The 9726-nt window shown below is 68.0% G+C and carries 9 protein-coding genes; 6 read left to right on the top strand and 3 right to left on the bottom strand.

What is annotated here, in order from left to right; genetic code table 11:
- The first annotated feature begins 100 nt into the window (after positions 1 to 100).
- From ACRDUX_RS26150 to ACRDUX_RS26140, 3 genes are all read left to right on the top strand, one after another.
- A complete protein-coding gene (locus ACRDUX_RS26150; RefSeq protein WP_526417977.1) occupies positions 101 to 1756 on the top strand; it encodes an ABC transporter substrate-binding protein in 1656 nt (551 codons plus the stop codon).
- Positions 1753 to 2313: an adenine phosphoribosyltransferase gene (locus tag ACRDUX_RS26145; protein WP_526417988.1), complete on the top strand. Its 561-nt coding sequence runs from the start codon at positions 1753 to 1755 to the stop codon at positions 2311 to 2313. Before ACRDUX_RS26150 ends, ACRDUX_RS26145 begins: the two co-directional genes overlap by 4 nt.
- Positions 2314 to 2441: 128 nt before the next feature.
- Complete coding sequence (locus ACRDUX_RS26140; RefSeq protein ID WP_526417986.1) at positions 2442 to 4751, top strand: RelA/SpoT family protein; 2310 nt, start codon at positions 2442 to 2444, stop codon at positions 4749 to 4751.
- Between the two features lie 210 nt (positions 4752 to 4961).
- Here ACRDUX_RS26140 and ACRDUX_RS26135 read toward each other — a convergent pair whose 3' ends face one another.
- Entirely contained in the window at positions 4962 to 6173 is a 1212-nt protein-coding gene (locus ACRDUX_RS26135; RefSeq protein ID WP_526417984.1) for an MFS transporter, read from the bottom strand.
- A gap of 90 nt (positions 6174 to 6263) precedes the next feature.
- On the opposite strand from ACRDUX_RS26135, the gene ACRDUX_RS26130 reads away from it, so the two are divergent.
- Complete coding sequence (locus ACRDUX_RS26130) at positions 6264 to 6632, top strand: ArsR/SmtB family transcription factor (RefSeq protein ID WP_526417982.1); 369 nt, start codon at positions 6264 to 6266, stop codon at positions 6630 to 6632.
- Here ACRDUX_RS26130 and ACRDUX_RS26125 read toward each other — a convergent pair.
- Both ACRDUX_RS26125 and ACRDUX_RS26120 read right to left on the bottom strand, forming a co-directional pair.
- Positions 6629 to 7672, bottom strand: a complete 1044-nt coding sequence (locus tag ACRDUX_RS26125; protein WP_526417980.1) for a peptidylprolyl isomerase — start codon at positions 7670 to 7672, stop codon at positions 6629 to 6631. The two genes, ACRDUX_RS26130 and ACRDUX_RS26125, sit on opposite strands and share 4 nt — an antisense overlap.
- A gap of 27 nt (positions 7673 to 7699) precedes the next feature.
- On the bottom strand, positions 7700 to 8599 hold the full coding sequence (locus ACRDUX_RS26120) for a peptidylprolyl isomerase (protein ID WP_526417978.1): 900 nt from the start codon (positions 8597 to 8599) through the stop codon (positions 7700 to 7702).
- A 103-nt stretch (positions 8600 to 8702) separates the two neighbouring features.
- On the opposite strand from ACRDUX_RS26120, the gene ACRDUX_RS26115 reads away from it, so the two are divergent.
- Both ACRDUX_RS26115 and ACRDUX_RS26110 read left to right on the top strand, forming a co-directional pair.
- Complete coding sequence (locus tag ACRDUX_RS26115) at positions 8703 to 9362, top strand: MBL fold metallo-hydrolase (RefSeq protein ID WP_526417975.1); 660 nt, start codon at positions 8703 to 8705, stop codon at positions 9360 to 9362.
- 3 nt (positions 9363 to 9365) lie between these two features.
- The coding region (locus ACRDUX_RS26110) for an ATP phosphoribosyltransferase regulatory subunit (RefSeq protein ID WP_526417973.1) at positions 9366 to 9726 on the top strand (361 nt) is incomplete at its 3' end.

Raw genomic sequence — 9726 nt, 5'->3', positions numbered from 1 at the left:
TCCGGGCAAGCCAGCCCCGGAGAAGCCGGCACCCGGCGCGAAGCCGATCCGCCCCACGGGAAGGCCGTCCGGTAAGCGGAACACCCGGCGGTAAACCTTGATGACCGCCCGACGCCGACGGGCCGCGATGCTCGCGGCCGTGATGTCTCTGGTGGGCGCCATGGGTCTGTCCGCGTGTGGGCGCGGCTCGTCCGACCAGGTCGACTACGCGGTCGACGGCGCCCTGGTCACCTACAACACCAACACCGTGGTGGGCGCCGCGTCGGCGGGATCGCAGGCCTTCGCCCGGGTCTTGACGGGATTCAACTATCACGGCCCCGACGGCCAAGTGGTCGGAGATCGCGACTTCGGCACCATCTCGGTGGTCGGGCGCACTCCGCTGGTGCTCGACTACCAGATCAGCGATAACGCCGTGTATTCGGACGGCAAACCGGTGACCTGCGACGACATGGTGCTGGCGTGGGCCGCGCAGTCGGGGCGCTTCCCCGGATTCGACGCCGCCAGCCGGGCGGGCTACGGGGACGTCGCCGCGGTCGACTGTGCGCCGGGGCAGAAGAAGGCACGGGTCTCGTTCGACAGGGACCGCACGTTCGTCGACTTCGGCCAGTTGTTCGCGGCGACGACGTTGATGCCGTCACACGTGATCGCCGACGAGCTCGGCAGGGGTGACGGCGGGGTCACCGCCGCACTGCAGGCCGGCGATCTCCCCACGATCGCTCGCATCGCCGAGCTGTGGAACACCAGCTGGAACCTGAGCCCCGACCTCGATCTCAAGCGCTTCCCGTCCTCGGGGCCCTACAAACTGAGCTCGGTCACCGACGACGGCGCCGTCGTGCTGGTGGCCAACGACAAGTGGTGGGGCGCCAAGCCCGTCACGGCCACGATCACGGTGTGGCCGCGGGGAGCCGACGTCCAGGACCGCGTGAACTCGGGTCACTACGACGTCGTCGACATCGCGGCGGGCTCGGCGGGAACGCTGACCATGCCCGACGACTACGTGCGCGCCGACAGCCCCTCCGCGGGTATCGAACAACTGATCTTCGCCCCGGGGGGACCGCTGGCAGACCCGGCCGCGCGCCGTGCCGTCGCGTTGTGCACGCCGCGGGACCTGATCGCCCAGAACGCGCAGGTGGCGATCGCCAACAGTCGACTGAACCCGACCGCCGAGGATTCGATCGCGGCCGCCGAGAGCGCTGCGGAGGGCGGTCGGTTCAGCACCTCCAATCCCGGGGCGGCCCGCGACGCCGTCGGCGCGAAGCCGCTCAACGTCCGCATCGGATACCAGAGCCCCAACGCGCGACTGGCGGCCACCGTGGGCACGATCGCCAGGGCGTGTGCAGCGGCCGGCATCACCGTCCAGGACTCGGCTTCGGAGACGACCGGACCACAGTCGTTGCGCGACAACCAGATCGACGTTCTGCTGGCTAGCACCGGCGGAGCGGCGGGCAGCGGCTCGACGGGATCGTCGGCGATGGACGCCTACGATCTGTACACCGGCAACGGCAACAACCTTTCCGGTTATTCGAACGAGCAGATCGACGGTGTCATCGGCGCGCTGGCGGTGACCGCAGATCCGAAGGAACAGGCCAGGTTGCTCGGGGAGGGGTCACCCGTACTCTGGGGCGACATGCCCACCCTTCCGCTCTACCGCCAGCAGCGAACCCTGGTGACCTCGACCAAGATGACCGCCGTGAGCAGCAATCCGACGCGATGGGGTGCGGGATGGAACATGGACCGCTGGGCGCTGGCGAGATGACCGGCGGGGGAGAGCGAAGCGACCGGGGTCAGGTTACCGACGTCGCCACGGTCATCGGTTCGCTGATGCGTGAGGTGCCGGACTTTCCCGAGCCGGGGATCCAGTTCAAGGACCTCACCCCGGTGCTCGCCGACGCGCGGGGGCTGGCGGTGGTCACCGACGCGCTGGCCGCCGTGGCCGGACACGCCGACCTGGTAGCGGGCATCGACGCGCGTGGCTTCCTGCTGGGTGCCGCCGTCGCGACACGGCTCGGCAAGGGCGTGCTGGCCGTTCGCAAGGGTGGCAAGCTGCCGCCCCCGGTGCATGCCGAGACCTACGCCCTCGAGTACGGCACCGCGACGTTGGAGATTCCGGCCGACGGTATCGAACTCGCCGGATTGCGTGTTCTTGTGATCGACGACGTACTGGCGACCGGAGGGACGTTGGCCGCGGCCGTCCAACTGCTCAGGAATGGCGGTGCGACGGTCACGGGTGCCGCTGTCGTTTTGGAGCTGTCGGCGCTCGGTGGACGGGCGAAGTTGCCGGACGTGCCGGTCACCAGCCTGTACGTGGTGTGATGAGCGCAGCATGAGCGCTGGCGCGAAGAACAGACGGGGATAGCAGGGATATCCTCGACGGAAGTACCCGCGCGGGTCAGGAGGTGAGCACGGTGGCGGACGATCACGCGTTGACGCAGACGCAGCCGATGCCTGTCGTCACCCCGGGTCTGTTGGCACCGGAGAGTCCGAAGCCGCCGTCGAGTGCGTCGCGACGGGTGAGGGCCCGGCTGGCGCGGCGGATGACCTCTCAGCGCAGCGCGGTGAACCCGGTGCTCGAGCCGCTGGTGGCGGTTCACCGCGAGGTCTACCCGAAGGCCGACCTCGCGATCCTGCAGCGCGCCTACGAGGTGGCCGAGCTGCGTCACGCCGACCAACTACGCCGTTCGGGTGACCCGTACATCACCCATCCGCTGGCGGTGGCGAACATCCTCGCCGAGCTGGGCATGGACACCACGACCCTGGTGGCCGCCCTGTTGCACGACACGGTGGAGGACACCGGCTACACGCTGGAGGCGCTCACCTCCGACTTCGGGGTCGAGGTCGGGCATCTGGTGGACGGCGTCACCAAGCTCGACAAGGTGGTGCTTGGCACGGCGGCCGAGGGCGAGACCATCCGCAAGATGATCATCGCGATGGCGCGTGACCCCCGGGTGCTGGTCATCAAGGTCGCGGACCGGCTGCACAACATGCGCACCATGCGATTCCTGCCGCCGGAGAAGCAGGCGCGCAAGGCCCGCGAGACGTTGGAAGTCATTGCGCCCCTTGCTCACCGGCTGGGCATGGCGACGGTCAAATGGGAGCTCGAGGATTTGTCGTTCGCGATCCTGCACCCGAAGAAGTACGAGGAGATCGTCCGACTGGTCGCCGACCGAGCGCCGTCACGTGACACGTACCTCGCCAAGGTGCGCGCCGAGATCGTCAACACCGTCACCGCCTCGAAGATCAATGCGACGGTGGAGGGCAGGCCCAAGCACTACTGGTCGATCTATCAGAAGATGATCGTCAAGGGTCGCGACTTCGACGAGATCCACGACCTGGTGGGCGTGCGGATCCTGTGCGACGAGATCCGTGATTGCTACGCCGCGGTAGGTGCGGTGCACTCCTTGTGGCAGCCGATGGCAGGCCGGTTCAAGGACTACATCGCCCAGCCGCGGTATGGCGTCTACCAGTCGCTGCATACCACCGTCGTCGGGCCGGAGGGCAAGCCGCTGGAGGTGCAGATCCGCACCCGCGGCATGCATCGCACCGCCGAATACGGCATCGCCGCGCACTGGCGGTACAAGGAAGCCAAGGGCCGCAACGGCGTTCCCGCCAACAACGCCGCAGCCGAGATCGACGACATGGCCTGGATGCGCCAGCTCCTGGACTGGCAGCGGGAAGCGGCCGACCCCGGCGAGTTCCTGGAGTCCCTGCGCTACGACCTTGCGGTGCAGGAGATCTTCGTCTTCACGCCCAAGGGTGACGTGATCACGCTGCCGACCGGCTCGACGCCGGTGGACTTCGCCTACGCCGTGCACACCGAGGTCGGGCACCGCTGTATCGGCGCACGGGTCAACGGGCGGCTGGTCGCGCTGGAGCGCAAACTCGAAAACGGCGAAGTGGTCGAGGTCTTCACGTCGAAGGCGCTCAACGCGGGCCCGTCGCGGGACTGGCAGACGTTCGTCGTGTCACCGCGGGCCAAGGCCAAGATCCGGCAGTGGTTCGCCAAGGAGCGGCGTGAGGAAGCGCTCGAGTCGGGTAAGGACTCGATCGCGCGCGAGGTTCGGCGCGGCGGTCTTCCGTTGCAGCGCTTGATGAACGGCGAGTCGATGGCCGCGCTGGCCCGCGAGTTGCGCTACCTCGACGTGTCATCCCTCTACACCGCGGTGGGCGAGGGTCACGTCTCGGCGCGCCACGTCGTTCAGCGACTGGTCGCCCAACTGGGCGGAGACGACGAGGCCGAGGACGAGATCGCCGAACGGTCCACGCCAACGACCATGCTGGTGCGTCAACGCACCAGCGATGACGTCGGCATTTCGGTCCCCGGTGCGCCGGGTGTCCTCACCAAGCTGGCCAAGTGCTGCACTCCGGTACCCGGTGACGTCATCCTCGGCTTCGTGACGCGTGGTGGTGGAGTCAGCGTCCACCGCACCGACTGCACGAATGCCACGTCGCTGCAACAACAATCGGAACGAATCATCGACGTCAAGTGGGCGCCGTCCCCGTCGTCGGTGTTCCTGGTGGCCATCCAGGTGGAGGCCCTCGACCGGCATCGCCTGTTGTCGGACGTGACGCGGGTGCTGGCCGACGAGAAGGTCAACATCCTCTCGGCGTCGGTGGCCACGTCGAACGACAGAGTGGCGATCAGCCGGTTCACCTTCGAGATGGGCGACCCCAAGCATCTCGGCCACGTGCTCAACGTGGTGCGCAACGTGGAGGGCGTCTACGACGTCTACCGGGTGACGTCGGCGGCATAGTCCCCAACCCCTACCCCCTCCCGCGAGCGTGCGTGTCTGCCCTGCGACACGCCGCATTCAGAGCAATTTTCTGCACGCTCGGCCCGGTTGGTGGGCGATCCGACTTCGCGGCGAGCGTGCGCGAAATAGCATGCCGGTCCGGCGTTTCGCGCACAGACACGCACGCTCGCGTATTACGTGAGGGGCCGCGCAGACATGCGCGCTCGCGTACTAGGTGAGGGGCGCGGTGGCCCGGGTCCGAGTGTTCGTCGCGCCGACGGCAGCCGCGACCAGGCACGCGATGGCGACCGCGCCGGCGAACCAGGGGAACACCGTGCTCAACGGCCATACCGTCGCCGCCCAGCCCGCGACGAGGGTCGGCACCGCCATGGCCGTGTAGGCGAGCAGGTAGTACGCCGACATGGTCTCGCCACGACGGTCGGCGGGCACCACGTTCGACAGGTGACGCAGCGAACCGCCGAAGCCAAGCCCGAAGGTCGCGCCGAGCACCGCGGCGGCGACGAGGACCAACGGCCAACTGTGCGTTGCCAATACCGGCACGGTCAGGATCAGGGCGACCGCCATGCCCACGTCCCCGACGATGGCAGCCCGACGGGCGGGCATCCGCGTCGAGAAGAGCTGGGCCAGCGCGGCCGCGAACGCCGTCGTCCCGACCACCGCCCCGCCGAACACCAGATTGTGTACGTGTGTCTGCTGGGCGGCCAGGGAGGGATAGAGCGACAGCAGCACGCCGAGCACCGACCACGACGCCATGACGCCGAGTGCGGCGAACCAGAAGTCGCTGCGAATCTCGGGTGGCACAGCGGGTTTGGCGATACGGATGGGACCGCGCACCCGACTCAGGTGCGGCTCGCGCAACGCCACCACGCCGATGCCGAGGACCGCGCAGATGACGGCGACGATCGCGTACGGGGTGCGCATCGGATGTGGTGCGTACTGTGCCAGGAGCGCAGAGCCGAGGATCGCGACCGTCATCCCGATGTTGAAGCTGATGCCGCTCAGCTGGCCAGACCGGACACCGTGGTCGGGCCGCAGATCCAGCAGCGCCGCCGCGCCCGCGACGACGATCGAGCCAACGGCCGCGCCGTGAATGATCCGGGCAAGCATCAGCATCGCCATGCCGTCGGCGAGGAGGAACACCCCGAGGCCGACGATCATCGCCGCCAGTGCGCCGAGCAGAACCGGCTTGCGTCCGACGACGTCGGAGATCTTGCCGGACACCAGCACTGCGCCGAGGGCGGCGACGGCGTAGACGGCGAAGACGAGCGTGGTGGACAGGGGCGAGAGGTGCCACTTCTCTTCGTACATCCCGTAGAGCGGTGCGGGCAGGCCGGATACGCCAAGGGCGACACCGCTCAGGACGAGCAACAGGGCGTAGGCCCCGCGCTGCGTCTCCACGGTCGACTGGTCGGACACGACCACGGCCACGGGTCCTCCAAGAAGGGGTAGGTTTGACGAACGTCGAACTTGGTTGAGGGTACGCTCGGTTCGATGAACATCAAACCGGCGGTGATGGGGGACACGATCGTGACGACGTCATCGCGGGTCAGCGAGGCGACGGCGTACCCGTCGACTCCAGTCGCTGGAGTGCAGCAGGTGCTCAGCGCCCTGGCCGATCCGGTCCGGTTGGAGATGGTCAGGCGGTTGACCAACACCGGGTCGCCGATGCCCTGCGCCTTGCTCTACGACGGCATCAACAAGTCGACGGCTACGCACCACTTCAAGATTCTTCGGGAGGCCGGCCTCACCGAGCGACTGGTGATCGACGGCCACGTCCTCCAGCGGCTGCGCGCCGACGACGTCGACGCGGCCGTACCGGGGCTGCTCGACTCGATCGTAGCCGGCGCCAACCGGGAAGTGACCGCACGGGCCGGGTCCTAGTTCAGCCGGACCGACTCGATCGTCACGCTCGTCGCCGGGTTTCCGTCGTCACCACCGTCCTTGACGCCCCCGGCCGCGATCTTGTCGACGACCGCTAGGCCCGTCTCGTCGACCGAGCCGAACACGGTATACGTCGGTGGCAGTTGAGAATCGGCGTAGACGACGAAGAACTGGCTGCCGTTGGTGCCAGGGCCGCCATTGGCCATCGCGAGCGTCCCCCGCGGGTACACCACCGGTGCCTGCAGCCCGGGATCGGCCAGCCGGTACTGATTCGTCGGGTACTCGTTGGGAAAGCGGTACCCGGGTCCGCCGGTGCCCTTGCCGGTGGGGTCGCCGCACTGCAGCATGCCGAGCGTCGGCGACGTCGCCAGTCGGTGGCATGGCGTGTCGTCGTAGAACCCCTGCTGCGCCAGGCTGACGAAGTTGTTGACGGTGCACGGTGCCTTGCCGTTGTCGAGCTGGACGGCGATCACACCGCCGTCGGTGACGATCGTGGCGTCGACCGTCGCGGGGGTGGTCGGTACGCGCCCGGCGCGCGGCGGATTGACCGGCTTGGCCGTCTTCTCCGTCGTTGCGGGGTACTGGCAGTTCGATCCGAGAGTTGCCGACGGTTTGAAGGACGGAAGTGGCGCGTTCGGCAGTGGGGCTCCCGTGATGTCGGGGGAGTTCGAGTGGACGCGATTCGGGTCGAAGTCCTCGGCGAAGCGGACCAGGACGGCAGCGAAGACGACGGTGAAGACGACGGCGATCACGGTCAGCACCGCCACCACATAGCTGATGACGAGCCCCGCGATGGCGAGGCCGTGGCCGCCCTCGTTGCTCCTTCTGATCTGCGAAAGGGACATGTGGCCGAACACGATCCCCAGCGGGAAGAAGAGGAATGCGCACACCAGCGACGCGATTGCCAGCCCATTGGTGGTCGGCGGCCGCTGGTAGGGCGGGTAGCCCGGCGGGCCGCCCATCCCGCCGGGAGCACCGTAGAAGCCCGGGTCACCACCAGGCGGCGGCGGGTACACCCCGTACGGCGGGGGTGGGGGGATGGTCACGCAGATCGGCCCGGTCCGGCGTCAGTCCAGTTGGAGCGACTTGATCTGGACCGGCGTCTTCGGGGCCCCGTCGTCGGCGCCTCGATCGCCCGGAACGACGCCGGCTGCCGCGATCTTGTCGAGGGTGGCCAGACCCGTCGCGTCGATCGTGCCGAAGGCCGTGTAGTTCGGCGGCAGTTGAGAATCCTTGTAGACCAGGAAGAACTGGCTGCCGTTGGATCCGGGCGCGCCGGTGTTGGCCATCGCCAGCGTGCCGCGCGGGTACACGACGGGTGACTGGAGTGCCGGATCGTCGGGCTGGTACTGGTTCGTCGGGTACTCGTTGTTGAAGCCGTAGCCCGGGCCGCCGGTGCCTTGTCCGGTCGGGTCACCGCACTGCAGGACCGCAAGCCCTGGCGACGTCGTCAGCCGGTGGCAGGGGGTGTCGTTGAAGTAGCCCTGCTGGGCGAGGCTCGCGAAGCTGTTCACGGTGCAGGGTGCCTTGGCGTTGTCCAGCTGTAGGCCGATGTTGCCCTGCGAGGTGGTCAGGCTGGCGCTGATCTGCGCGGGTTCGGTCGGTACCTTGCCCGTGCGGGGCGGGTTGTTCTTCTTGCTGGCCGCCTCGCCAGGTGTCGCCGGGTACTGGCAGTTGGCGCCGAGGTCGGCGGGGGCGGCGAACGGTGGGAGAGCGGCGCCTCCAGGCGGGGGCTGGGTGGGCGCCGCATCGGGCGTCGGCGTTGAGGTGTCGGCCGAGGCGTTGGTGTCAGAGCTCTTGGTGGTCAGGATCACGGTCGCGACGACGGCGCCGATGACGAGAAGCACGCCGACAGCGGAGCCGATGATGGTGAGGAGGCGGCGCCTGCGCTGCAGGGTGGCACGGCGCTCCAACTGCCGCTCCAGTTTGCGCTTGGCAGTCGCTCGCCGCTGTTCGTTGGTCGGCACCGCGTGATCCTCCTCGTGATCGTCGATCGGCACCGAGTGTGCCAGCAATGGCTGAGCGTAGGTGCTGCGACCCACGCGAACAGTAGATGGGAAACTGGTCGGCGTGTTCATCACCGGCTTTCCGGCAGGCATGCTGCAGTGCAACTGCTACGTGCTGGCCACCAAGCAGGGAGCCGACGCCATCATCGTCGACCCCGGCCAACGGGCGATGGGCCCGTTGCGCCGAATCCTGGACGAGAATCGCCTGACTCCCGCGGCCGTGCTCCTCACCCACGGACACGTCGACCACATCTGGTCGGCGCAGAAGGTAGCCGACACATACGGCTGCCCCGCCTACATCCATCCCGAGGACAGGCTCATGCTGACCGACCCGATCAAGGGCTTCGGGCCGCGGTTGGCGCAGTTGGCGCTCGCGGCGGTCTTCCACGAGCCGCGTCAGGTGATCGAGTTGGACCGCGATGGCGACAAGATCGAGCTGGGCGGTCTCACCGTCACCGTCGATCACACGCCGGGCCACACGAAGGGCTCCGTCGTCTTTCGGGTGGCAGAGGGGCCCAACGAGTTGGCGTTCACCGGTGACACCCTGTTCAAGCAGTCGATCGGCCGCACCGATCTGTTCGGCGGCAGCGGCCGCGACCTGCTGACCTCGATCGTGTCAAAGCTGTTGGTGCTCGACGACGACACCGTGGTACTACCTGGGCATGGCCCCAAGTCCACGATCGGTGCCGAGCGTCGCACCAATCCGTTCCTCGAAAGTCTGTGAACAGTGACTGAGTTTCAGGCGCCCAAGGGTGTCCCGGATTATCTGCCGCCGGACTCTGCGCAGTTCGTCGCGGTCCGCGACGGACTGCTCGAGGCTGCCCGCCGTGCGGGCTACGGCCATGTCGAACTGCCGATCTTCGAGGACACCGCGTTGTTCGCGCGGGGCGTCGGCGAGTCGACGGACGTCGTCAGCAAGGAGATGTACACGTTCGCCGACCGCGGCGAGAGGTCGGTGACGCTGCGGCCCGAGGGAACGGCCGGCGTGATGCGAGCCGTCATCGAGCACGGCCTGGACCGTGGGCAGCTGCCCGTGAAGCTGCGCTACGCGGGGCCATTCTTCCGTTACGAGCGTCCGCAGGCTGGGC

Source organism: Mycobacterium sp., from assembly GCF_050701675.1.
Taxonomy (GTDB): Bacteria; Actinomycetota; Actinomycetes; order Mycobacteriales; family Mycobacteriaceae; genus Mycobacterium.
This window is presented reverse-complemented; position numbering and strand designations above follow the sequence as displayed.

Excerpts from the sequence above, each read along its gene's own strand:
- ACRDUX_RS26150 (WP_526417977.1), top strand. The coding sequence starts at position 101 with ATGACCGCCCGACGCCGACGGGCCGCGATGCTCGCGGCCGTGATGTCT.
- ACRDUX_RS26130 (WP_526417982.1), top strand. The coding sequence starts at position 6,264 with ATGGGGGACACGATCGTGACGACGTCATCGCGGGTCAGCGAGGCGACG.
- ACRDUX_RS26140 (WP_526417986.1), top strand. The coding sequence starts at position 2,442 with ATGCCTGTCGTCACCCCGGGTCTGTTGGCACCGGAGAGTCCGAAGCCG.
- ACRDUX_RS26145 (WP_526417988.1), top strand. The coding sequence starts at position 1,753 with ATGACCGGCGGGGGAGAGCGAAGCGACCGGGGTCAGGTTACCGACGTC.